At 30.9% G+C, this 26,156-nt stretch carries 28 protein-coding genes and 1 pseudogene; 2 read left to right on the top strand and 27 right to left on the bottom strand.

Annotated features, from left to right (window positions below; translation table 11 throughout):
* The first annotated feature begins 255 nt into the window (after positions 1–255).
* Together KQH81_RS03435 and KQH81_RS03430 are read left to right on the top strand one after the other, a co-directional pair.
* Entirely contained in the window at positions 256–1,737 is a 1,482-nt protein-coding gene (locus KQH81_RS03435; protein ID WP_027637494.1) for a helix-turn-helix domain-containing protein, read from the top strand.
* A gap of 60 nt (positions 1,738–1,797) precedes the next feature.
* Positions 1,798–2,781 (top strand): annotated as a pseudogene (locus tag KQH81_RS03430) (IS256 family transposase); the annotation flags it as partial.
* Between the two features lie 177 nt (positions 2,782–2,958).
* Here the strand turns inward: KQH81_RS03430 and KQH81_RS03425 are convergent.
* From KQH81_RS03425 to KQH81_RS03295, 27 genes are all read right to left on the bottom strand, one after another.
* The gene (locus KQH81_RS03425; RefSeq protein ID WP_099336549.1) at positions 2,959–4,185 is read right to left on the bottom strand and encodes an IS256 family transposase; all 1,227 of its coding nucleotides are present in this window, start codon (positions 4,183–4,185) and stop codon (positions 2,959–2,961) included.
* A 134-nt stretch (positions 4,186–4,319) separates the two neighbouring features.
* Positions 4,320–5,492 (bottom strand): LPXTG cell wall anchor domain-containing protein, encoded by a 1,173-nt coding sequence (locus tag KQH81_RS03420; RefSeq protein WP_230028936.1) that lies wholly within the window; start codon positions 5,490–5,492, stop codon positions 4,320–4,322.
* A gap of 1,617 nt (positions 5,493–7,109) precedes the next feature.
* Positions 7,110–7,997 carry an N-acetylmuramoyl-L-alanine amidase gene (locus tag KQH81_RS03415; RefSeq protein ID WP_230028935.1) on the bottom strand — a complete coding sequence of 296 codons (888 nt, stop codon included), beginning with the start codon at positions 7,995–7,997 and terminating at the stop codon, positions 7,110–7,112.
* Between the two features lie 50 nt (positions 7,998–8,047).
* Complete coding sequence (locus KQH81_RS03410; protein ID WP_074845026.1) at positions 8,048–8,425, bottom strand: phage holin family protein; 378 nt, start codon at positions 8,423–8,425, stop codon at positions 8,048–8,050.
* 48 nt (positions 8,426–8,473) lie between these two features.
* Positions 8,474–8,686, bottom strand: a complete 213-nt coding sequence (locus KQH81_RS03405; protein WP_230028934.1) for a hypothetical protein — start codon at positions 8,684–8,686, stop codon at positions 8,474–8,476.
* Between the two features lie 4 nt (positions 8,687–8,690).
* Positions 8,691–13,160: a hypothetical protein gene (locus KQH81_RS03400; protein ID WP_230028933.1), complete on the bottom strand. Its 4,470-nt coding sequence runs from the start codon at positions 13,158–13,160 to the stop codon at positions 8,691–8,693.
* A 16-nt stretch (positions 13,161–13,176) separates the two neighbouring features.
* Positions 13,177–13,374, bottom strand: coding sequence for a hypothetical protein (locus KQH81_RS03395; protein ID WP_230028932.1), 198 nt, complete (start codon positions 13,372–13,374; stop codon positions 13,177–13,179).
* Entirely contained in the window at positions 13,374–13,610 is a 237-nt protein-coding gene (locus KQH81_RS03390) for a hypothetical protein (RefSeq protein WP_230028931.1), read from the bottom strand. The genes KQH81_RS03395 and KQH81_RS03390 overlap by 1 nt, the downstream gene beginning before the upstream one ends.
* Before the next feature lie 61 nt (positions 13,611–13,671).
* On the bottom strand, positions 13,672–13,905 hold the full coding sequence (locus tag KQH81_RS03385; protein WP_230028930.1) for a hypothetical protein: 234 nt from the start codon (positions 13,903–13,905) through the stop codon (positions 13,672–13,674).
* Between the two features lie 181 nt (positions 13,906–14,086).
* Positions 14,087–14,263, bottom strand: a complete 177-nt coding sequence (locus KQH81_RS03380) for a hypothetical protein (RefSeq protein WP_178312349.1) — start codon at positions 14,261–14,263, stop codon at positions 14,087–14,089.
* Between the two features lie 20 nt (positions 14,264–14,283).
* Positions 14,284–14,628, bottom strand: a complete 345-nt coding sequence (locus KQH81_RS03375; RefSeq protein ID WP_027639499.1) for a DUF6711 family protein — start codon at positions 14,626–14,628, stop codon at positions 14,284–14,286.
* Positions 14,629–14,641: 13 nt separating this feature from the next.
* Positions 14,642–17,341: a hypothetical protein gene (locus tag KQH81_RS03370; RefSeq protein WP_230028928.1), complete on the bottom strand. Its 2,700-nt coding sequence runs from the start codon at positions 17,339–17,341 to the stop codon at positions 14,642–14,644.
* A gap of 55 nt (positions 17,342–17,396) precedes the next feature.
* Positions 17,397–17,819, bottom strand: coding sequence for a hypothetical protein (locus KQH81_RS03365; protein WP_178312302.1), 423 nt, complete (start codon positions 17,817–17,819; stop codon positions 17,397–17,399).
* Between the two features lie 44 nt (positions 17,820–17,863).
* Entirely contained in the window at positions 17,864–18,229 is a 366-nt protein-coding gene (locus KQH81_RS03360) for a Gp15 family bacteriophage protein (protein ID WP_027639501.1), read from the bottom strand.
* On the bottom strand, positions 18,186–18,527 hold the full coding sequence (locus KQH81_RS03355; RefSeq protein WP_230028927.1) for a hypothetical protein: 342 nt from the start codon (positions 18,525–18,527) through the stop codon (positions 18,186–18,188). The genes KQH81_RS03360 and KQH81_RS03355 overlap by 44 nt, the downstream gene beginning before the upstream one ends.
* 59 nt (positions 18,528–18,586) lie before the next feature.
* The gene (locus KQH81_RS03350) at positions 18,587–19,042 is read right to left on the bottom strand and encodes a phage tail tube protein (RefSeq protein ID WP_230028926.1); all 456 of its coding nucleotides are present in this window, start codon (positions 19,040–19,042) and stop codon (positions 18,587–18,589) included.
* Positions 19,032–19,433 carry a phage tail terminator protein gene (locus tag KQH81_RS03345; protein WP_027639504.1) on the bottom strand — a complete coding sequence of 134 codons (402 nt, stop codon included), beginning with the start codon at positions 19,431–19,433 and terminating at the stop codon, positions 19,032–19,034. The genes KQH81_RS03350 and KQH81_RS03345 overlap by 11 nt, the downstream gene beginning before the upstream one ends.
* Complete coding sequence (locus KQH81_RS03340) at positions 19,433–19,816, bottom strand: minor capsid protein (RefSeq protein WP_230028925.1); 384 nt, start codon at positions 19,814–19,816, stop codon at positions 19,433–19,435. The genes KQH81_RS03345 and KQH81_RS03340 overlap by 1 nt, the downstream gene beginning before the upstream one ends.
* The gene (locus tag KQH81_RS03335) at positions 19,816–20,139 is read right to left on the bottom strand and encodes a hypothetical protein (RefSeq protein WP_074845049.1); all 324 of its coding nucleotides are present in this window, start codon (positions 20,137–20,139) and stop codon (positions 19,816–19,818) included. Before KQH81_RS03335 ends, KQH81_RS03340 begins: the two co-directional genes overlap by 1 nt.
* Positions 20,140–20,141: 2 nt before the next feature.
* Entirely contained in the window at positions 20,142–20,504 is a 363-nt protein-coding gene (locus tag KQH81_RS03330; protein ID WP_074845052.1) for a head-tail connector protein, read from the bottom strand.
* A gap of 31 nt (positions 20,505–20,535) precedes the next feature.
* Positions 20,536–20,769, bottom strand: a complete 234-nt coding sequence (locus tag KQH81_RS03325; RefSeq protein WP_074845055.1) for a hypothetical protein — start codon at positions 20,767–20,769, stop codon at positions 20,536–20,538.
* Between the two features lie 13 nt (positions 20,770–20,782).
* Positions 20,783–21,691 carry a capsid protein gene (locus KQH81_RS03320; protein ID WP_168972575.1) on the bottom strand — a complete coding sequence of 303 codons (909 nt, stop codon included), beginning with the start codon at positions 21,689–21,691 and terminating at the stop codon, positions 20,783–20,785.
* A 20-nt stretch (positions 21,692–21,711) separates the two neighbouring features.
* Complete coding sequence (locus KQH81_RS03315) at positions 21,712–22,296, bottom strand: hypothetical protein (RefSeq protein ID WP_230028924.1); 585 nt, start codon at positions 22,294–22,296, stop codon at positions 21,712–21,714.
* 106 nt (positions 22,297–22,402) lie between these two features.
* A complete protein-coding gene (locus KQH81_RS03310) occupies positions 22,403–22,774 on the bottom strand; it encodes an ABC transporter ATPase (protein WP_168972574.1) in 372 nt (123 codons plus the stop codon).
* A gap of 61 nt (positions 22,775–22,835) precedes the next feature.
* Positions 22,836–23,003, bottom strand: a complete 168-nt coding sequence (locus tag KQH81_RS03305) for a CPCC family cysteine-rich protein (RefSeq protein ID WP_230028923.1) — start codon at positions 23,001–23,003, stop codon at positions 22,836–22,838.
* A gap of 3 nt (positions 23,004–23,006) precedes the next feature.
* On the bottom strand, positions 23,007–24,644 hold the full coding sequence (locus KQH81_RS03300) for a phage minor capsid protein (protein WP_230028921.1): 1,638 nt from the start codon (positions 24,642–24,644) through the stop codon (positions 23,007–23,009).
* The gene (locus KQH81_RS03295; RefSeq protein ID WP_230028920.1) at positions 24,628–26,154 is read right to left on the bottom strand and encodes a capsid protein; all 1,527 of its coding nucleotides are present in this window, start codon (positions 26,152–26,154) and stop codon (positions 24,628–24,630) included. The genes KQH81_RS03300 and KQH81_RS03295 overlap by 17 nt, the downstream gene beginning before the upstream one ends.
* Positions 26,155–26,156: the final 2 nt, after the last annotated feature.

Genomic DNA, 26,156 nt, shown 5'->3' with positions numbered 1-26,156 from the left:
TTTAAAAATTTCAATCAATAGTTTTAAGTTTAATTTCACTTTTCTTCACAATTAGTTTTTTGCTATAAACAATAAAATTCAAGAATTTCTTTTATAATGCTATCTTTACGTTGATATAAAATAAATGTACTTGAAAAACATTGTCAATTATAAGATAATAAATCTGAATTAAATATTAACTTTTACAAAATATTTTATTAAGTCTAAATTTTAAAATAAAACTATATCGGTTTTAAAACACACAGGGAGACTACTATGTTTAAAGAAAATTTATTAGAACCATCAGAAAAAATTGAAATTGAAATTTTAAAAAAACTTTATATCAATAATGGTAAATTTTCAAAATATAATCTTTGTAATGAATTACATATTTCTTTTCCAACATTAAAACTTTACATAAAAAATATTAATATAATGTTTTCTACTTATTATAATAATCAGGTTAATATACAAATAAACAAAGAAACTATATTCTTGAAATATCACACTGACATTAGTTTAGATAACTTTATTTCCATATACATAGAAAATTCATTAAAATACAAATTATTACATACTCTTTATTACTATGAAAATTTAAATAGCATTAAATTATGCCATCACTTAAATATAAGTTTATCAACTCTCAACAGAAAAATTAGAGAATGTAATGAGTTATTAAATCCCTTTGAATTAGCAATTAAAAAATTTGAAATAAAAGGTTCTCCGCTTCAAATTTCATATTTTTATTATTATTTTTTTAGAAATATTAGTTTAAACACACAGATTGAAACTGATCTAAGTGATGAAACTCTTATTAAGTTTTTAAAAAATTTAACTTCGATAGAATTTAATTTCTCACAAAAATTAAGCATATATATTTGGTCAAAAGTTATTATGAAACATAAAAAGAAATTTACTAAAGAAGGTTTTTCAGATAAATTTTCTTTATCAAACCTTGATAGTTTTAAGAATGATATGCTTTTTAATAATTTAGAATCATTTTATTCAGAATTTCCAATTCACAAAAAGTATTTAGCTTATTCTACAACTTGTTTTCTTAAAAGTTTTGGAATTTTATCATTAGAAAACATAATAGATAAAACAGTTCCTTTCAATATATATAATTTTATCTTGCTAAAAATGAAGTCTCTATTTTTAAATGATAATTTCAAATTTGATAAATATATTAAAAGTAATATCTTAGCTTATTGTAATAAGCAATTTTATTTTAAGGGTATATTCTATTCTATTGATCAAAATACTAGAGATTTTTATTTGAACACACATTTAAGCTTTTTTAAAAATTACTTTATAGATACGTTATTTAAAGATATCCAATTAATTTTTAAGCTAGATAATTTAGATTTTGAATACTTCAAATTTTTAATAGTTTTAAATTTATCATATATAGATGAAGAAAGTAAATATACTATAAAAATTGGCGTATTATCCAAAACAGAAAATTTAGCATTAAAAATTCTGCTTAAGGACTTCAATAATTTATTAACAAAGAGATTTAATGCAAAAGCTGAAGTTTTTTCCGAGAAAAATTCACATAACTACGACTTAATAATAACCAATATTAATGATCATTTTTTAAATGGCATCTCAAGTCATATTTTTAGATTTACTTATTTAGGAGTAGAGTATGATTTAAATAAGTTAACTAATCTTTTAAATACTATAGAAAAAGAAAAAATACAAACTTTAGAATTATTTAGGAATGTAGATGAGCCTGTGAAAAAAAGTCTGTAAATTACGAATACTAACAGCTTTCTATGATAAAATATAAATATCATGGGAGGCTGTTTTGTTATGGTAAAAAGAAAAGAAAGACTAACTGATGGGAAAAAGAACATTATTGCAGATTTAATTAGGGAATATGATATAAAATCTGCAGAGGATATTCAAGATGCGTTAAAATATCTTCTTGGTGGAACTATTGAAAGTATGCTTGCGGTTGAGATGGACAATCATTTAGGCTACGCCCCATATGAACGTACCGAAGGTTCAAATGCTAGAAATGGTAAAAAACAAAAGACCATTAGAAGCAAATATGGAGAAATGGAAATCGATATACCTCAAGACCGTGATTGTTCTTTTGAACCGAAGGTTGTAAAAAAGAGACAAAAGGATATTTCCAATATCGAAGATAAGATAATTTCTATGTATGCAAAATGTCTTACGACCCGTCAAATTTCAGATCAAATTGAGGACATATATGAATTTGAAGTTAGTGAAGGAATGGTTTCTGACATAACCGATAGGTTGCTACCAGAGATTGAGGATTGGCAACAACGCCCACTTTCTCAAGTTTATCCTATAGTTTATATTGATGCAGTTCATTTTTCAGTAAGAGACAATCATGTAATTAAAAAGCTAGCCGCTTATGTTATTTTAGGTATAAATGAAGATGGTAGAAAAGAAGTTATTAGTATTCAAATTGGTCAAAATGAAAGCAGTAAATATTGGCTTAGTGTATTGAATGAATTAAAAAACAGAGGAGTAAAAGATATTTTAATTTTCTGTGCTGATGGGCTTTCAGGGATAAAAGAATCTATAAATGTTGCCTTTCCAAACACAGAATATCAACGTTGTATAGTTCATCAAGTTCGCAATACCTTAAAATATGTTGCTGATAAAGATAAGAAGCAATTTGCAGCTGATTTAAAGACAATATATCATGCTCCATGTGAATCACAAGGTCATGAACGTATGCTTGAAGTTACTGAAAAGTGGCAAGGTCATTATCCTAATGCAATGAAAAGTTGGTCAACTAATTGGGATGTTATTAGCCCAATAGAGAATGTGCATCGATTTGTGTAAATTAGATATTAAATCTTTTATATAACTGGAAATTTTCATTTCCAGTTATATTTTTAAGCTTTTCAACTAATACTAAAAATAAGAATTCTTTATATTTCTATCTTGCACTAAAATTTGTGAAATATACTTAATTTTTATAAATAATACAAGCTATACTGCTAATGCTTCGTTAATTCTGTCTTTAAACATTATCTCAAATTTTAAAAGTGTTACACCCCAGTTTGGCAGTGGTGAAGTCCACTTCCTCATTATCTGATCAGTGGCCAAATACAATGATTTACGTAGTGAATCATCAGTAGGAAATACTGTGCGTGTTTTAGTGAACTTCCTTATTTGTCTGTTAAAACCTTCTAGTGTATTGGTTGTATAAATCATTTTTCTAATTTCTTTAGTGTAGGAGAAGTATGTAGATAACTTATCCCAGTTTTCATACCAGGAGTCTACAACTGAGCCATACTTATCATCCCATTTGCTCTTCAGTTCATCCAAGTTAGATAATGCAAGCTCTTCTGTATCAGCCTTATAAACTAGTTTCAAATCATTCATGAACTCTTTTCTATGCTTGTATGACACATACTTTATAGAATTTCTAATCTGATGAATTATGCAGTTTTGAATACAAACATTAGGAAATACTGCTCTTATTGCATCTGGAAGTCCTCTAAGGCCATCCATGCAGGCTATCAATATATCCTTAACTCCTCGATTGCTCAAATCATTGCAGACGCTTAACCAGAACTTTGCACCTTCTGCTTCGCCTATCCAGATGCCTAATATATCTTTATAGCCTTCCATATCAATGCCCATACAAATATAGGCGGCCTTAGACACAATTCTGTGTTCATCTCTAACTTTAAAGTGTACTGCATCCATGTATACTATTGGATATACTGGGTCTAACATTCTGTTTTGCCACTCAGCTGCTCCAACCATAATTTTGTCTGTTATCTTTGATATCATTGATGGTGAAACCTCTATTCCATATAAGTCTTCAAGTTCTGATTCTATATCTCTTGTTGACATTCCACGAGCATATAAGCTTATAATTTTGTTATCTAACTCATTGCAGTCAGTTGTATATTTTCTTATTGATCTTGGTTCGAATTCTGCTTTCCTGTCCCTTGGAATATCCATAGGTAGTTCCCCGTAGCTGCTTTTCACTAGCTTTTTAGAATGACCATTTCTGTAATTCTTATCTTCGTCTTCATCTGTTCGCTCATACTTCTCACGTCCTAAATGTTCATCCATTTCTGCCTCTAATAACTGCTGCATAACATCTTTTAGAAGTCTTTGCATCAATCCATTCTTGCCAACTACATCTTCCATAGTCTTACACTTTTTAACTTCTTCATGATAATCAATATCTGGTACTTTCATTTGGAATCCTCCTCAATCTTTTTAATGTATATTATTCCAAATCTACCATCAAAACATACAAAAAAGGAATGTAGTAGATTTGATTTACACAAATCTATCTACATTCCCAATCATTATGAAATTTCTAAGGGCAACTATTTTTTCTTATTTTTTCTATCTAATTTCATTAAAGCTACTAAAGACATTACCATTCCACCTACATAAGGTAAGCTACTAAAATCCCCTGTTTTTGGTAATTCTTGAATGTTTTTAACTTCTGCTTTAACTTTTTGCTTAGCCTCTGTCTTATCTGCTGCTTTAACTACTGGTTTAACCTCTGCTTTATCTACTGGTTTAACTACTGCTTTATCTACTGGTTTAACCTCTGCTTTAACTACCGGTTTAACTACTGCTTTATCTACTGGTTTAATTTCTTTATTAACTGCTGGCTTTAGGTTTTTTATTTTAACTAACTCAACTATAGCTAATTCTAAACTATCTCTTGTATCCTCAACCAACTTTTTAGTTAACTTTTCTTTTTCATTAACTACTTTTCTTGCTTTTTGTAGCTCATTCTTTAATCTATTCATAGAATCTTTTGTATATATCATATATGCATCTTTATCCTCAGATAAATTTTCAGCATAACCTATACTTTTTATTAATCCTATATAATCTTTATTTTTAAGTATTTCATTTTCTATTGGCTTAATCACTGTAGATACTGGTTTAATTTCCTCATTAACTACTGTGATATTTCCCATACTAACTGTTGGTTCAACTACTTCAGCAACCGCTTCACTAACTGCTGGTTTAACACTTGACACTACCCCTTCATTAGTTGATGGTTTAACTATTGAAACAGCCTCTGAATTTACTAATGGTTTATCTACTGAAACAACCTCTTTATCAGCTTTTGGTTTAGCTGTTGATCTCACAATTGGTTTTACATTATTTCTTTTAACTAATTCAACTATAGCTAATTCTAAACTATCTCTTGTATCTTCAACTAACTTTTTAGTTAATTTTTCTTTTTCCTTAACTACTTTTCTTGCCTTTTCTAACTCACTTTTTAGTCTATTCATAGAATCTTTTGTATATATTATATATGCATCTTTATCCTCAGATAATCTTTCAGCATGACCTATACTTTTTACTAATCCTATATAATCTTTATTTTTAAATATTTCATCTTCCATTTTTTCTTTTTCTACAATTCTCACTTCAGGTTCTTTTGCCTCTACCTTTTGAAAATTAATAACAGAAGTACTAATCGTAAAACTTAATATAGCCGTGTTTAATAATATTAATATTTTTTTTCTATTCATCCTTATATCCTTTCTCTTATCGTAATATCCTACATATAATAATCTATATTGAGACTTAATATCTAATCTCAAAATTACATGCTTAATAGTATCATATATTCACGAATATTTAATTTTATATTTTTATTGATTTTAGAAAAAATTTGACACTAACTAGACTTATAGCTTGATTAAACCTTGTAAGGATATGTTATCAATAGCACTACTCGTGCTCTGAAAAACCGTCAATAACAAGACTACTAAAGCAGCCCTCTAATCAGATGAATGTTTTATTTTCTTTTTTTGTCAGTTGTCTCGTAAACAAATCAATGTATTCTTTCATACTTATCTGTGCTCTTGCTAATAAATAATAATTTTGAGCTACATAAAAAAGGAAATCATCTTAATTGACAATTCCCCTCAATTTGTTTAAAGTCTTCTTAAATCATCTTATTTATTTTTACTAAAAAGGTGCTTCATACTTTTGATAACAGCACTTAATACTAAAAAAGCACACCAAAAAATTATAAATTCAAGGCTTGTAACTAATCCCATAAAATCTCAACAAAGTTTATATATCATTAAAATTATTGGCACTATCTCCTTTACATACCTAAAAAATAGATATCACGTCCATAAAATTTCCAAGAATTTTGATGGCTCATTATCCTTTAGACATATTAATTCACTATTGATTAAAGGAATTCAAAAGATCTGTTTTATTAATCGCCCTAAGTTATCATACACTAACTTACAATAATCATATATTGCCACAGAAAATATTTTGGTATAAATATAGTTTTTGGATAATCAATCAAGATATATATTCACCCAAACTTGTACTATAGGAAAACAATTTTCATTTAGAATACTTAACAGAAAAACTTATATCTTTCTTATATTTTCTTGTTTTATATCTTTAAGATGAAAAAAATAACATTATTCATTTAAAAAAGTAACAAAAAAATAATTGTTGCCCAAATAAAAATAAGGGCAACAATTAAGCAACAAATTATATGTTTCACATCTACTTTATATCTAAAACCTTTATTATCTCTTGATTAGCTTAACTATAGTTTCTACATGTGATGATTGTTAATATCCTTTTATTTTTTATTGCTTATTTTTATTTTTTATTACTTTAAATGAAGTAATACCAAGGTTTTTAAAAGAAAGTAAATTATTTTTTATTACTTATTTTTATTTATTACTATAAAAAAATATTTCCACCTAGTGGACATATCGCGGGCATTGACCACAAATAATATGAAGGCAGAGAGATTTCTCTCCCTACCTTGAATAAATTCTATAAAATTGGATAGCATTTAAAATGCACGGAAACATGCTATTTTATTAGGGTGTAGTTGCTGAAACTGCACCCTTTTGTTTATATTCCTAAAAGTACTTTTCAATATCATAAATCCCCTAAGAATACTAATTTTTTAATATATAATATGCACTTACTTATATAATGCTTACGATATTTATATAATTTTTTATACCCATCCTAATTTTAAACATAAAAAATAAGGTAGCAGGATATATCCCACTACCTTCTACTATTATAGTAATCTTATATAATCTGCACTAACCCATCCACCATGATCTCCAAAATATATATTGTGCCACTTTCCATCTTCACTTTTCTCCACAACTTAAAACTCCAAGTTGTCTATATCCAGTTCCTGCTCCATCTCTTACTTTCAATCCACTTTTAGCGGTTACTATACCATATTGGTTTTCTAAGTTTATATAGTTCTTGTGGATCCATCCACCATGGTCGCCAAAATAGACATTATACCAATCTCCTAATGCAAATCCTATTCTTACTTTCTTACCTTTTACTAGTTGTCCTATTATCTTGTATTCTGTTCCTGCTCCATCTCTTACATTAAGAGCACTTGCTGTTACTGTTCCTATTTTGTCTTTTACAGAATAATCATAGTTTGATGGTTCTTGTGGGCTTTCTTCTGGAGTATTTACTTTTTCTCCTGTAATTCCTTCCACTATAGCATTTGCTATACCTTCTCCTCCAACTCTTCTATATATAGCTACATCCTCTGTAGCTTCTATAAAGAAAGGCTCTACGATAACAGCTGGCATACTGGTTTTATTCATTTCTGCTAGACCTCTTATATCTACTTTCGCTCCTCTTGATTTAAAACCTATATCCGATAATTGTTTTTCTATATTTGCTGCATATTCTTTTCCTTTTCTGCTATTTCTATGGTATACAACCTCACAGCCAATAACTCCATTATAGCTATCATAGGCCTTATTGGCATGGCAAGAAATAAATATATCTGCTCCCCATGCATTAGCTTTATTTATACCATAATATAAACTATCACTTAGACTTCTATTAGCTTCTGGTGGTGTACAGTCTAAAACTTCATGGCCTAGCTGTCTAAATTTCTCCATAGCTCTTTTGTAATAATCTTCTGCCACATCTATTTCATTTAATATACCTACTGCACAGCCATCTGATCCTGTTCTTTGATGTCCTCTTCTCATTGCTATTTTCATAATACATTACTTCCTTTCTTAATTAAATTTAATAAAGAGCAGCCTTTTGGCTACTCTACTTTAGATTCTTTTTTATTAAAAACTTCTAGTTTCTCTTTAACTGCCAATGGCATTTCTACACCACACTCTGTAAGATTCTCTAATATACTTCCTGCTTCTTTATATACAAATAAAGATAATGTAAAGCCACATAAATAAAAGTTTAATCCTAACACCATATCTACAACTACTACAAAGACTATAGCCACTATTTCGGCTATCCATCTTACTATTCCATCTCGCATTTTGCCACTTCTATAGTTATTGTTCTTCCATGCTTTAAGTATCCCTAAAAGCATATCTAAACACTTAAACCCTAAGTAAGCTAATAATAACCACATAATAGTTGTTGGTAGTAATTTTAATAATCCTGCTTGTAAAAAATTCATTTTAATACCTTCTTTCTAAATTTAAATAATAAAAAAAGACCCCTCGGTCTACTCTATTGGATTAATAACATTTAATTTTGCACTTACTAATGCTTCAAGCTCTTCAACTTTTGTTTTCATGTCCTGGTCTATTACAAAGAAGCTGTCTTTATGGTTGTTCTCTTTTAAAATTCCATTGTTATCTATGATGTCACTTGTTACATTTATTCTTTTTCCACCACCAACGTTTAAAACGCTTATTCCTGTTATATTTCTTAACATTCTATCACTCCTCTAAAATTTTTTCTCTTTCAATTTCCTCTTCTCTAACTTCTTCATCCATACTTAGCAGTATAGCTTGTTGTTCTCTATTCTCTTCCTTTATGGCATTACTCATTATTGCCAGAGTTTCCTCTGAACGCTTATCTAAATTAAGAGTTGATTCATCTTCTTTATTTAGTCTAAAATCCATAGATACTTTTGGTGTAATTTCTACTGTTTCTAGTCTATCTGTTTCAAATCCTTTACGCTTTGCTTTAAGCTCCCATCCGAATAAAAGACCTGGAGTCCCTTCTATTATAAAATAGTTTTCTTTACGTTCTTTTACCCAAACATCTCCTGGACCATACTTCTGTAAAAACACTTCATATTTGCACTTAGTATTAATAACTTCCATAAATACATCATCTATGCTTATATAACAAAGCCCATCTTTACCAATAGTTCCTTCCCCAATATCTCCGAAGTAGTAACTTGCAGTCTCATATGCATTAATAGCACGATAGCCATAATTCTCTGTGTCCTGGATGCAGTTCTTTGAACCTTTAACATAGAGAGAGTTTGCACTAATCTTCCCCCAATTACCCATATCTCCAGCACCAATAACTACTTGGCTAGTTGAAACTGAATCTGTTAAATAATTGAGCCACAATATTCCGTCTCCACCTCTTGAGTTAAGTTCGTTTCTGATTAACTGTGAGTAGTTACCTTCAGCATGGTTAGAGTACACATCATTACCAAATATAGATTTAGCTTCTATGTTCCCCCATTCAGTATCTATCATGTTACGTATTTCTACTTTATGAGTATTACTTCCTATAGTAAATGGTAGGTTATTAAAACTCTCATGGGTGATTCCATATGGCTTAAGTCCACTATTGCCGCTTGATAAAGTTACACCTCTTACAGTCGGTTTATTATGTGGAGCAACTGCAGCTTGTAATCCTCCTTGGGCATAAGTCCATCCATTTCCAGAACTTAAAGCTAAATCTCCATAAGTATCATACAATTTAAAAGCTGCATTTCTAACCTCAAAGCTATTCTTACTTAGAGTTGTACTTGTAGTAGATATTGATGAACTCTTTCCATTAAGTGCTTCATTTACACTTGATACTATAGATGTAGGAGTAAGTTTATTTTCTGCAGTACTTATTCTAGTTTCCTGTGCTTTAACCTTACCATCTATAGTAGTTGTTTTATTCTCTACAGTACTTACTCTGCTAGTTATAGAGCCGAGATTAGTTTCTATAGTAGACACTTGCTGCTTAGTTGTACTTATCTCTGTTGTATGTGTAGCTAATGTTTTATTTACTGGTGCTAATCCATTGTCTGTATATGCTTTCCCATCTTTTAACGCATTATTAGCCTTAGTTGTGGCATCTGCACTTGCTGTACTTATAGCATCTGTTTTAGCAGTATTTATTTTCCCATCTACTGCACCTATTTGTGTAGTGTGACTTCTAACGGTACTTTCAGTTGAAGAAACTCTTTGAGTTATCCCATTAAGATTAGATTCTATAGATGCTGCTTTATCAGAAACCGTCTTGACTTCTGCTTTAGTAGCCTTATCCCCTAGCTGTGTTTCTATAGTTGTAGTTTTAGTTGTTAGATTAGATACATTAAGTGCTATAGCATCTGTAGTAGTTTTAATCTCTGCCTTAGCTTTAGATATCTTAGTATCTGTCGTAGTTATTACATCTGCTATAGCTTTATCAATGTCCTCAGGAGCTTCTGAATATCCAGTAGTTTTAGTACCAAATTCCATTTTAGGTAATGAGCATACACATCTTGTAGACTTAACTTGAATGTATAGTCCTCCAAGAATTTTTGTTATTGGTTTTCTAAGAGTAAAAGGATCGCTTACAAGTCTGCCTGTAAATGACTCTCCTACTTTAGGTTTGTACCATTTACCTGCATAAGTTGTAGTACCGTCATCATAAAAGATAGCTAATTCAATACCAACACGCATTCCATAACTACTTAATGCTTCAATAGCATTATTAAGTTCTAAATCAAATGATAGCAATATTTGTTTACCAACAAGATTTTTGAAATTATCAATTAATTGTTTGGAGAAATCTAAATATACACTTCCTCCATTTTCTCCTCCACCAATCTTTGTTGTAGCGGAATTTAAAATTAGATTCCTAGTGTCCATTTGTATTCCATCAATCTTCGTAACCAATTCATTTTTAGCTGTAGTAACTGTCTTATCTATATCACTTTGCTCTACTTTTAAAGCTATTTGCCCTTTAAGTACACTTATATCCGAAGTAGCTTTGCTTAAGTTGCTATTAACTGTTTTAATCTCTTGATTTATATAGAGTTTGCTATCTGCTAAAGCTTTATCTGCTTTCTTCTGTGCTTCTGCTATAGCTGTATCTTTTGCGGCATTTGCCTTAGTTGTTGCATCTGTTGCAGCTGTATTAATAGCAGCATTTTTAGCATTATTGGATTTAGTTGTAGCATCTGCACTCGCAGTACTTATAGCTTCATTCTTCTTTGTATCTGCATAAGCTTTACTGTCTCTAAGAGTAGTTGCTATACTGCTATTTATAGTAGTTTTATCTTGGCTATAGGTCTGTGTATCTACTTTAAGCTTTATGGAATTTTCATTAGCTGTTATCCTAGCTTCTTGTGTACTTAAGCTCTTGCCATGCTCTGTAATGGTGTTAGTTTGCTCTTGTAGCAATACATTAAGAGTTTTATTGCCTACATTCACTACAGTGCTTTCTATCTTCTCTGTAGCTCCATTAATACGTCTTACTACACTGTTAATATCTAGCTTTGAACTATCTAAACTATTGTTCTCTAGCTTATTATAACCATCTGTAAATCCAGCTTTAGTAAGTCCATCTTGTGTAATAAGAACAGTGTTACCATCTGCACCACGTAAAACTAAAGAACTATTGTTGTTATTATCTATACCTAACATAATACGTTCATAAAGTTTACCACTCTTACTATCAAATACCTGGAGTTTATTACCGCTTATCTGTAGCCTTCCCCCTGGTCCTGCTACGGTTACTAAAGAAGTATCTACGGTACCGCTCCTAATCTTGTTAGCGTTCAAGTCACTTATCTGTGCATTACCTATAGAACCCTCTAACATCCATCCTTGTAATACCTGCAAGAAATTAGATTGTATATTTTCAGCTGTAATATTTCCTGCTACTAAAGTTTTTATAGTTGCACTATCTGCTTCTAGTACATTAATCTTTGCACTTACTGCATTTAGTTGTATTATATCTGCTTTGTTTATAATTGCTTTATTTATCTTAGCATCTTCTGCAATCAAGTTCTGTATCTTGCCATTTATAACGTCTAAATCCTTAATATTGGCTTTATATATTAAAGCATTGTTTATCTCTGCATCTTTAGCTTTTAGACTTACTATTTCTGCATCATTTATTCTCGCATAATCTACAAAAGCCTTATTAACTAATGCAAGCTCTGTAACAACTCTATTTATCTTTTTAGAATTTTCTCCACTGGAATTAAAGGAGTTCTTATTTTTAGACTCTCCTTTTGCTCCCATTTCTACAGTAAGTCCGCCAGTATAGTTGAATTTTTGTGATAGAATAGGGTGCTTTCTAACTACTCCTTTTTTATCTGTAATAGTTACTATATCTCCGAGATCTAAAGATATATCTCCTTGCCACTTCATAGAATATCCTAGATAATTAAACCCATTTAGCTTATTGTATATATCGTTTAATATACTTTCTGTAACCCATGGATTCTCAAATTGGAGTTCCATAGAATCTGTACCTAATGCTCCTTTAGATAATTCTTTATCTCCAACTTTACAACTAACTTTACCTATCTTATATTTAACTTCTTCTCTCTTATAATCAAAGTAGTTGCTAGTGTCTATAGAGTAGTTTATGTCCTTTGGCACTACGATAGTAAACTTACCTTCTCTAGTAATAACTGCATTTCCACCACATAAAGATGCGACATATCCAAGTACCTCTCTACAAGTAAAGCCTTCCAACTTTTTAACATTGTAAGCTGGAAGGCTTCCTGTAAATTGTACTCCTGTTTTACTTGCTAATTCATTAACTACTTGTTGTAATGTGGCTGTATCTCCTAAGCTAGAAAAGTAAGGTGTTTCAAATTTTATCATATTATCAAATGCAGTAATCTTGATAGTATAGTCAGTTTTAGTTATATCATCTATATTGTAATATCCCATTAATATATATTCTATTGTAGAGCCTATATTAAGCCCTATTTCAATCTTAATTTGGTTAGTAGAGTAAATGGTATCTCCACTATTTAAAAGCGTTAAATCAAGCATATTTGAAGGTGTAACACCTATCATAAAACTATCTTGAGGTTGCATATTGCCATCTATTTTTACATCTACTATATTCTCATTAGTAAATATTCTATCCCCTATAGTTATCTTGCATTGAAATTGTCTGCTTGCTTCTTTTATTTTAGTCTTAAATAAGGTACTTGTATTCTGCATAGCCTAACCTCCTTACCTATTTAAGGTCTACAGTTAGACCTCCATCTGCTAGTTTTGATATATTAATCTCTGCATTAGCTACAACAAACTTCTTAATTATATTTCCTTTGCTTATAACTTCTATGATGTAGTTACCTTTTTCTAAGACTGGTTTATTTTCTTCCCCCTCCACTGATGTGGATTCAACGTCTATTATTTCTTTCTTATCTTCCATTACCTATTACCCCCTAATACTTGTTTTTGCTTTTCAAATACTCTAGTATTAAATGCTGTTATATCAGCTTGACACGTTTCTATATTAGCCGCATAAAGTTCCTTATCTAAAACTGTATGAGAAGTATTCGGAAAACCTTCTCCGTCTGTGTTTATGCTTGCAACCATGCTTACTACAACCTTGTCTTCTATTTTACTTTCGCCTGATATTGTCATACTCTCATTACTTTTTAACATTTTTATCATCCTTTCTTATTTTAAATATTAAAAAAGAGCCCTATTTAAGAGCTCTTAAGAATTAGTATTTTGGTTTAAAAACAAACTCAATAGCTGACACTTTATTAATCTCATAATCCATTCCTGGAGCTGCTTGCAAACTAAAGCCATTGTACTTGCATTTAAGCAATTGTTCTGTAAATAATTGCATATCTAATTGAGTTTTATCATCCCCATTATAAACTATTTCAATCGGATTCTTATGAGGATATTTTAATATAATTTTGTCAATTAAAGCTTTCCTTTCTTCTGCCATTTACATCACCCCCTTTTATGTTAATATTCTCTCTTAGGGGTGAATATCCTTGCTAATATTCGATTATCTTAAATTGATCTAATCCTTTAAACTCTATTACTATAGCTTTTCTCTTAAATTCTAAATTGAAAATTCTCTTTATAAACCTTTTAAACACAGTATCCTTTCCTCCTTTTTTTAATTAGTTACCAACTTCGCAAGTAATACATGATTTATTAACTACTACTTTTGCTTTTCCTAGAGTAGTAGTTAATTCCCCTGATGATTCTAAAACATCAACTTTGCAATTCCCTAGTATCTCTTCATCTATTTTGCATTTGTTTAAGATATCCCTATTTAAATCCTCAACTTTAATCATTATTTATCACTCCTTGATTTCTATTTCTCAATAAAATTCATTTTAAGACCACTCCACTTAACTTCTCCATTCTTAAATTGATAAGCTGGTGAAGTCCTATCCCCTACATACATTGTTTTGGTAACCATACCAAGTTGAGGATCTGGAAAAGTAACCGTAAAAAAAACACCACTTACTGCTGTAAGTAATGTTGATATTTCACTTTGACTTAATGGTTGCCATTCTAAATTAAGCTTTCTTTTTACTGCAATTCTATCTCTTATCATGTCACCATTAGCATTTCTATTTGTTTCTCCATCTAGGTCCTGTACTGTAACTTCATATGTCTTAGGAGTAGCAATAGCCACTCCATTAATTTTAAGCATATTACCACTCCTTTTATGTTGGTATTAAGGTTATTCCACCTTGTCTTTGCATCTTTCTTAATTGATTTAATGCTACTTTACCTATTACACTACCATCTATCATAAGAACTAAATCCCCATTAGAATTATCATTAGAACCTCCATGTGGCATTCTTTCAAGGAGTTTACTAGCTAGTAAATCTAAACCACCAGTATTATTTTCTAATGGTACTACTGCCTCTTTACCTGCTTCACCTACCATTGCAAGAGTTGGACTATCTAAAATTCCTCCTTTAGCTAATTGAGGAACATCCATATAATTAATTCGTCCTATATCTACACCTGGTATTTTGTTTATTAATCCTATTGCACCATTTATAGCACGTATAAATCCATTAATAGTATTTGCTGCAAATCTTAAAACGCCATTTATTGCTTTTCTAAACGCTCCGCTTACTGCATCACTGACTGCGCCACCTATGTTAGTAAAAATATCTTTTATGCTACCAAATAAATTGCTAAAAAACCTACCTATAGGACTGAATTTTTCAATTATAGCATTCTTAGCTTCAACAAACTTTTCTCCAAACCATTTAGGTATATTAGTAAAAATCTCTTTTAAATTAGTACAGAAGTTACCAAAGAAATCAATTATGCTTTCTTTTAAAGATTTAATACCATTAAGTAGTCCTTGCATTAAATAAGTACCTATTTCAGCGAAAACCGTACTTGGAGAATGTATTCCGAAAAAGCTTTTTATTGCATTAAGAATTGGATCTACAATATTATCTTTAAGCCAACTTCCTATAGTAGACATTACACTGCTTATTCCTTCAAACAACCCGAATATCAAATTCTTTCCGAATTCAACCACAGTATCCACAAAGTTTCTAAATCCTTCGCAAGAATCATACAACTGTGTAAAGATAGCAATTAAACCAACTATAATTCCAATTATTAATGTAATTGGACTAGTTAAAATACCCATAACAATTGCTACTCCAGCAATTGCAATTTTAACAGCTCCTAAAGCAATTCCTATAATTCCTATAACTTTTGCAATCTTAGATAATGTTTCCTTATGCTCATTAATCCAAGCACCTATTTTGCTTAATACATCTGCAAGCCCATTTAATACATCTACTATTATTCCACCTGTCCATTCTGCTATTGGTTGTAGAATGTTATCCCATAACCATTTACCTGCATCCATAAACACTTCTAAAATTGGATTTAATACTTCTAATGCTCCAGCTACTACATTCAGAAAAGCTGGAAGTGCATCTTCTATAGTCCAATGTGCTAATGGGTCTAATATCTCTGTTAAGAACCACTTTATAACTTTACCTATATTATTTAATATAGGCTCTACTGCTTCTTTAATTTTATTAAAAGATTGTATCAATGGGTTAAAGTCAAACGTACCAAAGTAAGCCTTAATCTTATCTGTAAGCTTTTGCATAGCACTGTCAACACTTGTTGTATCAAGTGCTGGTGTAACTAGTTTTGGTACTTTAGAAGCACCTCCACTACCTCCGCCACTATCATCAGATTTATTAGCGTTAAGAGAATTTATTTCATCAAAACTTGCTAAACCTAGTGCATCTTTAGCTGCTTTACCTGCTTTTTTAGCACTATCTCCATAAACACCCATAGCAGTTTTTGCATCTATAAGTCCTTGTGTAGCTTGTTTACTTTGTTCAAATGTTTTACCAAATATAGCACTTATAAAACTAGCTATATACTGAGTTGCTACACTCAATGCACTCATTAAAGCATTAATAGCTGGCAAAATAGCTTGATAAATTGGAGTGAATGCAATCATAAGATTAGACTTTATTTGAGCTAATGAATTAGAAAATTGTTCATTAGTCTTTAAATTATTTATTAGTCCCGTTCCTAGGCTTCTTATACCTTTTGCTATCATAGGAAGTATTATCATCCACTTAAACATTTGATTAAGTGTAAAACCAATCCCCGATCTCATTCTCCCCATATTACCATTGGCAATTTTAGTACTACGACTTAACTCATTAGCACCTTTCCCAGACTTATTAAAAACCCCATACATGCTATTTAAAACTGATTTAAGTTTACTAGTGCCTCCACTTGCCTTGCTTGCTCCACTACCTACCTTGCTCATTTTATCCTCTAAGTTAAACAGTTTAAGAGATAGTTTGTCAGCTTGTCCTATTAGTTTAATTATTTTCCCTTCTGTTTTAGCCATTTCTTCTTCTAATACATTTTTTCTCTTTTGATTAAAACAATTATTGTATTCCTCTTTAAGTCGTTTTAATTTGTCTGTTTGTAGCTCAATTTTACTACCAATATTATCTAAATTTGCTGTCATATTAGAAACTTGAGACTTTAATATTTCTGCATCAGCTGGTGGTCCTCTTTTATTAACATTAGAGTTTGTTTCAACTGTTCTAGGCTTAACTACATTATTAGGTCTGGGAATGTTTATCTTAGGCATTTTCATACTACTTAAAATAGATTTCATAGTCTTAGCTATATTACTAATAGTTTTTTTCATGGATGAACTAACATGACTTGTTATGCTATTTAGATTATTTTTAACAGCACTATTCATGTTCTCAAATGTACCTTTCATTCCGCTACTTAATGACTTCTTAAGATTATTCGCTATTGAATTAGATACACTACTAATTTGATTGCTTAAATCTGATTGCACTTCTAAGTCAAGACTAATCTTCCCTACGCTATCGCTCATACTAATCCTCCTTTCAGACATAATAAAAAGCACCTAGTTTTCTAAGTGCTTTTGGCTAATTATATTTTTTTATATTAGTGTATATTTTTTCTGCAATTTTTCTAGCAAATAGACTCTTTCCTTCAAAAGTTAATGTAAAATCCTCTGTTTCTATAACTAAATATTTCTCTTTATTAACCTTTCTTTTCTTAAATGCTAATGCAAATGGTCCGAATAGTGCAATTCTTGTTGCAGTAAATCTTTCTATTATCTCCTCTTCTGTCTCTATACTCACATGCGTTATTTGGTCTAATGGTATCTCATCCTTTTTAAACATAGTACCAAATTTAATGCTATCAGTATTAACTCTTAAAGTCATCTTACATTCTTTAGGAAACATTGGATGTGCTCCAAAATACTTTATATTCCCCTTTGCATACCCGTTCATTTTTTGTATTATAGATAAATCATTCTCTTGTACTTCTTCAACTTCATTCATATAAGTATACCCCCCATTAACATTTATGTTAATTTAAGTATATACTATCCAAAGGCTTTTGCAAATATTTCTTGTACTTTCTTTATTTCTTCTTCTTTCTCTTCATCTGACATGTCTCTAATTGGATTTACTCTATTTCTCCAATCATTACGTATCTTATGTTGTTCTTGAGTAAAATTCTTTAATACATCTTTATTTTCTTCACATCTAATGCTTACTATTTCTCCTAATGGAGTCTTTGGCATTATTCCAGTTAATAAAGTACAAAACTCATTCCATGTCATATCATCATTTCTTAAGCGAATTCCGTATTGCATAGCAAAGGAGGCTTCTATTAAATCAAAGTCCTCTACTATGTCATACCATTTATTTTCTGGGATTTTTTCTTTCCTTTTTTGCCTCTTTCTCAATTTCTTCTAGCTCTACATCCCCTATTGCTGCCATTATTGTATTTATAACTAAAGTATAATTAGGCATACTTAACTTTAAGCTTTCTATATACTTAAAAGCTTCTTCTCCCAATCCTACTTTAATAATCTTTTCTAGTCTTTCATCTTCTTTTACATTTTCATCATCAACTAAAGCCATTATTTTAAAAGCTGCAGCTTTGCTATTATTAATTTTAAATTCATGATCTTTATCTATCTTTACTACTGGTTTTTGATTACCATTCTCTAATCTGCTTATAATATCATATACTCTTGCCATTTATATCATCCTTTCAATAATAAAATAGTGCTACTAGTTTTACTAATAGCACCTAAAATTTATGCTGGTAAACTTGCTGGTGTATATGTTGGTTTACCATCACCTTGCATATCAAATTCAAGAGGTGCAACGTTTGTACTATCTCCACCGCCTACATTCTTAACATTAATTACACAATCAAAAGCTAATTTACTGCCATCTGGAAATTCTATTTCCCCTTTTGTACTGCATCCTAATCCGTCTTTCCAAGCTGTAGCAGCAACATAATCATTGCCCTTATCACCAACATTTCTTTTTCCTTTTAAACCTATACTGAACTTCTTACCTGTCATTAAAGCTCTTGCCCATCCATCTGTATCCATTGGAGTCCATTCTTCTACTGTTCCATCTATGCTGATAGAGAATGACTCCATATCAGCTATAACTGCCATATCTGATGGTGATGTACTTTCTTTTCCTTTAGTTCCAACTTTAAATTTAATATTATATACTGGGAATACTCCACTAAATGCCATTTATATCATTCCTTTCATAATAAATTATTGCTTCAATTACATATTCAATAATGCCTTCACTATCAGTACCTACACTTATAGGGTTAGATGTTTTCATATCAAATTGTATTACTCTCTTACCACCTATAAATCCATATTTACCAAAGAAAGCATTATATACTTCTTGTGCTTTTTTCTCTGCTTCATCCGAATTTTTACCCCAATGTACTAAAACAGAAATAGATTTGGTGGTATAGCTTGTGTTAGCTAAACCTCCAATAGCTATCATTGGTTTAGGTCCTACAGTATTATAAATCGTTATACTCTTTTCCTTATCTCCAATCTTATTTAAATACCATTGAGGACATTCTATTTTCTTTTTTAAAAATTCTCTTATCTCACTTAATAACATTACTTAATCAATCCTTCGCTAAGCATTTTTAGGAATTTAGAATAGGTATCTATTATGAATTGCTTATTGTCTCCGTATAAATAGCTATCCATCCATTTCCCTTGAGCATTAGGGTTTTTATCCTTCCTGAAGTTATACTCTGGATGCCAATATAATCTACGTGCATAAGGAGTATCAAAAACTATCCTCATAATACAGTTTATTAATTCAGACCTATCTACAAAGGCACTATCTTCTAATATACTTGTATCTTTAGGAACTACAGCACTAGTCTTAATATCACTAAGAACTACATCTGCTGTCATTTCTAGGGCTTTTTTATGTGCCTCAATTAGTGTATTTATTTTGCTAGTGTTTAGCTTAACTGTTACTTTCACACTCATTACTGTAAATTCAATTCCGTACTGAAGATAGTACCATCTGGATTTAAAGGTCTTTCAATAGAATAAATCTTTTTCTTTATTTTATTTACTATTACATAGCCTTCAAATGGACCATCATAAATAGATCCTTCAATAACAGCTTTGCCGCTTAATAGAATCAACTGTCTTTCTGCATTAAGAACCTGTCTAGACTTATCAGTATAGATACATTTACCTTCGAATAGTTTCTTTTCCTCATAGTCTCCATCTGTATTAGTTCCTTCAAACCATACTTCTATTGGAGTATTAGCTAACCATTTAGGAAACGGTAATTTTAATCCCATACTCAAATCCTCCTACAAGTTAACCCGGTTTGACTAAGATAATTTAATACTTCTTGTGTAGTAGTAATCCCATTAACCTTATTAGCATTAAAACTAACAGATGTACTACCTGCAGAAAAGCCACTTAAAGGCATATTAATATATTCCCCATACTGTTCTATAAACTCAGCGTGGATGCATACAGCCTTTTTAATTTTATCTTGTTGGAAGTTAGCAAGATTTTCAAAGCCTTTGCCTACTATCCTGTTATAAGTGAGTGTATCAATTTGATCTGATGCTCTTTCTAGTTTTTGTTTTATGTGATCCTCTGGAAGGATAGTCCCTCCAAAGGTATCTTTATAATATGTGCTGTCTACATAAGACATTTAATCACATCCTTAAACTAAAAGAAGGTCACTAATTAGCACCCTTCTTCAATTCCTTAATTTCTTCTTTTAATTTCTTATTTTCTTTTTCTAACTTTAAAGCCTTTTCTTCTAAAGCCTTGTATTCCTCATATGAAACTGACTTTCTAGCTCCATACTCTATTACAGTTCCATCATCTTCTGTAATATCATATCCTAGTGCTTTATACATAGCTTTTTGAGTTTCATCTATTGTGTAAACTTTATTTTCCATTGTAGCTTTCAATTAAAATCTCCCCCTATGCTTCTGCCTCAGCATTTATTGCAATACCACAAGCTTTATTTTTAATTAAGAACGTGTCTCCATACTCTCTAGTTTGATATACATACTTATCTGCTGTTCTTGAATCAGTACCAGGAGTAAATAACTTCATGTAAGCATATTTTCTTCTAGTAACTTGGCAAGAAGGATGGATAAGAATCATGTATATTTGCTTTGCATCTTCAGCAGCAACACATCCATTAGTAAAGTTATACTTAGTTTTCATTCTGCTAGATGGTACTTTCTTTATTTTTACATCATCTAAAGAATAAACTCTTCTATCAATGTTGCCATTATTACTGTTAACATCAATATTTCTTGTTAACCCTTCTGCTTGCTTAAGCATTTTATGGACTGATGGAATAACATAAAGTATTCTTCCTTCTGATGGTACTCCTGTATCATCCATTTTTTCCATCTGAGTATCAAACCAATCTAAAATGTTAGCAGTAGTTAATTTTGTAGTAGTGTCTACTACTGCACCATTTGAAGTATAAGTCTTAGCCTCTGAATATAATTTAGAATACCTATAAGAGTCCCTTTCTGGAATAGCCTGCTCTGTTTCAAATGTATTTTGAACATTTGCTACCTCTAAAGTTAAATTAGTTTCATCTATATCCATTGGATCTAAAGCAAATTCTATATCTCTATCATGAGCTAATTTCTTTGGCTCCCATTCATTTGTTATTGTTCCCGTATTAAATCCCATATTACCTCTATTATGGTCTTTATAACCACTAACTGTAATACTAGGTAGTTTAATAGTTTGTGCATTGATAAACTTAACTTGTGGATTAGAATTTTCTAAATCATTTGAAGTTTGTTCCCTTGCATATTTTTGTTGTAATTCTCTTTCAAATTGTTCAGCATAACTATATACTGCCATTAATAATCATCTCCTAAATTTTATTTATTTCCAAATGCTCTTGCTAGGGCATCATTTGAGTTTTCTTTTTGTCTTTGATTTTCTGCACCAATTTTGATGAATCCTTTTTGCTCTTCTTGTTGCTGTTCACTTTTGAAATTCGGATACTTTTCTAGCACTTTATCAATAGCCTGCTCTATAGTCACATCTTCTGTAACCATAGCTTTAGCAAGTGTAACTACATCATCTACAGATGTTGCTATAACTCCTTTAGATAAACAAGTTACTTTTGTTTCTGCTAATAAAGCTCTTTCTTCTGCTGCAAGCTTAGCCTTTTCAGCATTAGTTAAAGCTTCATCTTTCTTCTCTTCTTCTGTCTTTTGACTTTCCTTCCAATCGTTATAAGCTTTTAATTCCTCTTTGCTTGGTTGCTCTTTCTTTAATCTAGCAACCCTTTCTTTTAAAAGATTATCAACCTCCGCTTGTGTAAAAGTCTTTTCTTCTTGAGTAGTTTCTTGTGTATCTGCTCCAGTTTCTGCGGTGTCTGCCTTACCGGTATCTGCTCCACCATTGGCTCCTGTATCAGCTTCCATTAATCTACTCATTCTTAAATTTTCTAAAAACATAAATACCTCCATTTATAGCCTGTCGGCTGTTATCTCCTTGCACAGTTTAGAGCCTTAAAGCATGTTTTGGGCTTAATAAAAAGCCTTAGTTTCCTAAGACTTTAAATCACTTATTATTAGTTCCTAAAACATTTCTTTCAATTCTATCTTCAACTCTTCTGTTAGCATACATTAAAGCAATTTCAATATGCTCTAATGCTTTAGCATTATATTCACTAGCAAATGGTCCATCTTGGAACGCCTTATATCTATCCCTTACTATTTCTAATAAGTCAGTATCTAAAACCCCTGGAGTTGAACCTTCTTCTTTTCTTGCCCCATCTTGAAATTGTATTATTGCCATATTTACAACACCATTAACATTAGGTTGATGTGCAATAACCTCATATCTATGATTAGCACCCCCATTACCTTTTTCATCCGTAGCTACTACTACATTTAACTTTTCTCTTTTTTGAATAGTACTTAATTCCCTCATAATTTATTCCTCCTTAATTTTAAGCATATAAAAGCACCTACCATTTACTTGGTAAGTGCTTTTATATAATCTTTTCACCATTTTTATAAGCTTCTCTAGCTTCTCTTAATGTCATTTTATTAGGACCTAATGGACCATCTAAATTTTCTTTTGGACCACTATTTTGATAATCACAATTATCGCAAATATCAAACATATCTACTTCATAACCACATACAGGACATTTCATGCTCTATTCCTCCTTATTCTTAAATAAATTTATTTGTTCTTTCCAATACTCTATATTATTATCTGGTTTAAACAATGTTGATATTTTACCATCAGCTCTTCCTATAGCAAAATCATTAGTACTTATTCTATACTTAAATGTAAATCCATCTTTACTAATAAATCCTTCTATATCATTACTTAATGGAGCTGCTAACAAATCTCTAGCTGTATTCAAGTAATCTTCTGGTGTTATATCACCATATTCTGATAAATGTTTTTCTATATGTCTATCATATTTCTTTTGTGTTGAGAAGTTGGCTTTTAACCACTTCCTATCTATAATTTTATCACTACCACTAACTTTATCAATAGGTATTTTATCTATTTCTCTTTGTGGAGCTCTTCTTAATTGCTTGTTTTTATCTAAATGATTAGTTAATTGATATTCTAATTCCTTAACCTTCTTAGCTGCATCATTTACATTTTTAGCATCAACTGATCCTACTTCAATCCTTTTCCACTTTCTTATATCTCTTTCAAGTGCTCTCTGCTTTTGTTCTGCCTCATATACTTTTATGGCTTCTTTACCATCTGGAATTACTGGAAGTCTTGTTATGCCTTCAAAATAGGTAATTAATGCATGCCTGCAATTGGGATGTAATAATCCTTTTTCTATGGCTTCACTTGCCATCTTATACTTATCTCTATATTTCTCTATATACTCTTTACTAGGATGGCTAAATACATCATCTATAAGTATTTTCCCTTGCCATGGTTCACACTTAGGACAAGTATTAGCATGAGCACTGACAACTACTAAATGTATTCCATATTCATCTCTCTTACTGCCTTCTCCTAAAAGCATGGCTCTATGATTGGCTGTTCTTAATGCCATTTCTGCATAACTTGCTATATTAACATTAGCACCATTTTTATACTGTATAGAGTTGATACCCTTATCTAAGAAATCTTTAGTAGCCATATCTATAGCTTGATTTAATGTCTTAGCACCATTTTGCAAATACATATGAGTTTTAAATATAGTTTGTCTATATACATCATCCATCTTTCTAAGGATTGCATATTCAGCCTTATTTAAATCATTATTTACTGTAGATATTAAAGCCTCTAACTTCTTTTCATTAACTCCAAAGAAGTTCTTTTCTTGTGGAACTGCTCCTGGACTTCCTAATTCCTTAGCTATATATCCTTTTAAAGTAGATGTATCAATATCTTGTGGAAACTCTATTGTTGGATTTTCTTTTTTTCTCCACTTAAGTAGTTGTTTAATCTTATTAAATAATCTTTCTACCTTACTCTCACCCTTAGAGAAATTTCCTTTTAGTTCTCTGTCTATTGCTTCTTGAATAGGTTTATTATATTTGCCAACTATCTTTTTATTTCTCTTTCTATACTGCTCCATAGCTCTTAATTTAGATAATTGCCATTGTTCCCACTCAAAACCTTCCTTAATCTGCTCGTTTTGATGAAAATAAAAAGCCCTATTCATAGAAGATATTAGATCCAGTTCCATCTGTTCAAATATCTTTCCTATGTCATAAGACTTATTCCTTTCCTTCTTTACTTCATCCTGTACATACTTTTTTGTAATGCTCTTGAGTATGTCGCCTATTTGTGTAGGTTTATTCTTCTTGTCCATCTAAATCCACATCCTCTGGATTCTCTAAGTTATTATAGTCTTCTTCATCTACTGTCTTAGGCTCTTCTGCTTCAATCATTCCATTTTGTTCTTTTATTCTTTGGACCTCTATAGCCTTATCTTCATCACTCCATGTATCTCCATACATCTCTTCTACACATTGCTCTATAGACATTACTCCGTAGCTTTTAGCTTTGCCAACAGTTTCTACTACTGCATCAAAGCTAGGTGAAGCATACTCACCAAATACTATTGCCACCTCATATTCTCCTGGTGTTTTACTATTCATTGTATCATATGTCTTGAGTACTATATTGACTAATTGAGGTATAACCTCCGTTAGTATATCTACCATCTTATTCCTAGTGTATAAAGTAGTCTTTTCCTTTTCTCTTTGTGCTTCTGCATTATCCGTTTTCTTAAGGTCTATTCCTAATGTAGAAGGACTTATAATACCTTGTAGACACATATCAACTGCATTAGCGTAACTCTCTACATAAGCCAAATAATTAATATCTGCTTGTTTCATATCTATTTGATTACTTGTATCTTCTGCAAGACTTGAACCTATCTTAACAAATTTATTGTCAAAACTATTAGGCTTTATCAATTCACCTGTAATAGGATTCTTAGGTATTAAATCTTCTGGAATATACTTTTGTACCCTACCATCACGAATTGCATCTATCCATTGACTTATAACTTCATCAAGTGCATCAAATGAATCTGATTTACTATCAAATATACTCTTTCCTCTACCTTCCCACTTAGGAGATTTAAAAAACATCAAAGGAACTGACATAATAAAATCACCACTAAAGGTTACGTCCAGTAACTCTGCTGTTTCCTCTAAAGTATTTAGGGGTACTTCATTATTCATATCATCATATAATTTATAGTTAACATATCCTATACCATAAATCTCTACTAATTTGTATTGTTTATTTTTCTTGGCATAGTAAGTATTGAATTTAATTTCCTGTAACCTTCCTCTTTTAGTCACATATTCTACCTTATCACCCTCACAAAACTCTATGATTGGGTATTTAGATATATCTGTATCAATAGATATTTTAAAAGCTCCATCACCAGATACTAAAGTACTAGCAATCATATCACCTATATTATCATCAAACTTATTATCTTTCCTTATTTCTTCCCATATGTTATTAAACTCATCTCCAGTAACTTCTATACTATCTATATCAGAAACTACTATATCGCTTAATCTATCAGCTATCATTGCTGGCATACCACTGTGTATTTTTCTTATATTTAAGTCCTCGCTTGGTACCGCACTCCAAAATCTAGCTTTATTTACTGGATCACTGCTTATATTCTTAAAGAATTGTTCTAACTCATAAGCTTCCCCCCTATACCATAGCTTATTTCTAACTAAATTAGATTCATAAGTGTAAGCTTCTTGTATAGTTATAGGGTTAGATATCGCTGGCTGAACATTTAAATATTTAATTGCTGCTTTAGTTAACATCCCTTTAAACCACCCCACTT

This window comes from Clostridium cadaveris (assembly GCF_020911725.1).
GTDB classification, from domain to species: Bacteria; Bacillota; Clostridia; order Clostridiales; family Clostridiaceae; genus Clostridium_X; species Clostridium_X cadaveris.
This window is presented reverse-complemented; position numbering and strand designations above follow the sequence as displayed.

What these genes read in the sequence shown, in the direction of transcription:
- KQH81_RS03435 (WP_027637494.1), top strand. Translation starts at nt 256, where the DNA reads ATGTTTAAAGAAAATTTATTAGAACCATCAGAAAAAATTGAAATTGAA.
- KQH81_RS03425 (WP_099336549.1), bottom strand. Translation starts at nt 4,185, where the DNA reads ATGAAAGTACCAGATATTGATTATCATGAAGAAGTTAAAAAGTGTAAG.
- KQH81_RS03420 (WP_230028936.1), bottom strand. Translation starts at nt 5,492, where the DNA reads ATGAATAGAAAAAAAATATTAATATTATTAAACACGGCTATATTAAGT.
- KQH81_RS03415 (WP_230028935.1), bottom strand. Translation starts at nt 7,997, where the DNA reads ATGAAAATAGCAATGAGAAGAGGACATCAAAGAACAGGATCAGATGGC.
- KQH81_RS03410 (WP_074845026.1), bottom strand. Translation starts at nt 8,425, where the DNA reads ATGAATTTTTTACAAGCAGGATTATTAAAATTACTACCAACAACTATT.
- KQH81_RS03405 (WP_230028934.1), bottom strand. Translation starts at nt 8,686, where the DNA reads ATGTTAAGAAATATAACAGGAATAAGCGTTTTAAACGTTGGTGGTGGA.
- KQH81_RS03400 (WP_230028933.1), bottom strand. Translation starts at nt 13,160, where the DNA reads ATGCAGAATACAAGTACCTTATTTAAGACTAAAATAAAAGAAGCAAGC.
- KQH81_RS03395 (WP_230028932.1), bottom strand. Translation starts at nt 13,374, where the DNA reads ATGGAAGATAAGAAAGAAATAATAGACGTTGAATCCACATCAGTGGAG.
- KQH81_RS03390 (WP_230028931.1), bottom strand. Translation starts at nt 13,610, where the DNA reads ATGTTAAAAAGTAATGAGAGTATGACAATATCAGGCGAAAGTAAAATA.
- KQH81_RS03385 (WP_230028930.1), bottom strand. Translation starts at nt 13,905, where the DNA reads ATGGCAGAAGAAAGGAAAGCTTTAATTGACAAAATTATATTAAAATAT.
- KQH81_RS03380 (WP_178312349.1), bottom strand. Translation starts at nt 14,263, where the DNA reads ATGATTAAAGTTGAGGATTTAAATAGGGATATCTTAAACAAATGCAAA.
- KQH81_RS03375 (WP_027639499.1), bottom strand. Translation starts at nt 14,628, where the DNA reads ATGCTTAAAATTAATGGAGTGGCTATTGCTACTCCTAAGACATATGAA.
- KQH81_RS03370 (WP_230028928.1), bottom strand. Translation starts at nt 17,341, where the DNA reads ATGAGCGATAGCGTAGGGAAGATTAGTCTTGACTTAGAAGTGCAATCA.
- KQH81_RS03365 (WP_178312302.1), bottom strand. Translation starts at nt 17,819, where the DNA reads ATGAATGAAGTTGAAGAAGTACAAGAGAATGATTTATCTATAATACAA.
- KQH81_RS03355 (WP_230028927.1), bottom strand. Translation starts at nt 18,527, where the DNA reads ATGGCAAGAGTATATGATATTATAAGCAGATTAGAGAATGGTAATCAA.
- KQH81_RS03350 (WP_230028926.1), bottom strand. Translation starts at nt 19,042, where the DNA reads ATGGCATTTAGTGGAGTATTCCCAGTATATAATATTAAATTTAAAGTT.
- KQH81_RS03345 (WP_027639504.1), bottom strand. Translation starts at nt 19,433, where the DNA reads ATGTTATTAAGTGAGATAAGAGAATTTTTAAAAAAGAAAATAGAATGT.
- KQH81_RS03340 (WP_230028925.1), bottom strand. Translation starts at nt 19,816, where the DNA reads ATGAGTGTGAAAGTAACAGTTAAGCTAAACACTAGCAAAATAAATACA.
- KQH81_RS03335 (WP_074845049.1), bottom strand. Translation starts at nt 20,139, where the DNA reads ATGGGATTAAAATTACCGTTTCCTAAATGGTTAGCTAATACTCCAATA.
- KQH81_RS03330 (WP_074845052.1), bottom strand. Translation starts at nt 20,504, where the DNA reads ATGTCTTATGTAGACAGCACATATTATAAAGATACCTTTGGAGGGACT.
- KQH81_RS03320 (WP_168972575.1), bottom strand. Translation starts at nt 21,691, where the DNA reads ATGGCAGTATATAGTTATGCTGAACAATTTGAAAGAGAATTACAACAA.
- KQH81_RS03315 (WP_230028924.1), bottom strand. Translation starts at nt 22,296, where the DNA reads ATGTTTTTAGAAAATTTAAGAATGAGTAGATTAATGGAAGCTGATACA.
- KQH81_RS03310 (WP_168972574.1), bottom strand. Translation starts at nt 22,774, where the DNA reads ATGAGGGAATTAAGTACTATTCAAAAAAGAGAAAAGTTAAATGTAGTA.
- KQH81_RS03305 (WP_230028923.1), bottom strand. Translation starts at nt 23,003, where the DNA reads ATGAAATGTCCTGTATGTGGTTATGAAGTAGATATGTTTGATATTTGC.
- KQH81_RS03300 (WP_230028921.1), bottom strand. Translation starts at nt 24,644, where the DNA reads ATGGACAAGAAGAATAAACCTACACAAATAGGCGACATACTCAAGAGC.